The 585-nt window shown below is 42.4% G+C and carries 1 protein-coding gene; it reads left to right on the top strand.

The genetic code is table 11. The features are described 5' to 3' along the window. Positions 1–585, top strand: a 585-nt coding sequence (locus DHL47_RS13245; protein WP_209552190.1) for a helix-turn-helix domain-containing protein, incomplete at both ends; no start/stop codon positions are given.

Here is a 585-nt window from a genome sequence, read left to right as displayed (position 1 = left end):
CTTAGAACAAGGTCGATCTATCCGTACTTTGGCAAGAATATTTGGAGTCTCTGACACAACCATTCGAGACTGGGTTCGTAAGTATAAGCAAGATGGAATTGACGGTCTTAAAGAGAGCCGGACCTGGAAGAAATACAGTCAGGAGTTGAAAGAACAAGCCGTCCAAGATTACCTTGAGGGACGAGGAAGTTTAACTGCTATTGTCGAAAAATATGATATTTCTACTCATTATGTTCTCAGAAACTGGATAAAAGGGTATACTAGTGGTAAGGAATTAACAAGCACTAGTAAAGGATTATCCAGAATGAAACAAGGACGCAAGACAACATTTGAAGAACGGGTTGAGATTGTTCACTTCACCATTGCTCATGAAAAGGACTATCAGGCAGCGATTGAGAAATATGGCGTTTCCTACCAGCAGGTTTACTCCTGGGTCAGAAAGTTTGAAAAAGACGGAAGCCAAGGCCTTCAAGACCGTCGTGGAAAAGGGCTGGAAAGCAAGCCTAATTTAACCGCAGAGGAAGAACTTCAACTCAAAATCAAACAGTTAGAAGAGCGGAACCGCTATCTGGAAATGGAGGTAGG

This window comes from Streptococcus panodentis (assembly GCF_017884005.1).
GTDB lineage: Bacteria > Bacillota > Bacilli > Lactobacillales > Streptococcaceae > Streptococcus > Streptococcus panodentis.
This window is presented reverse-complemented; position numbering and strand designations above follow the sequence as displayed.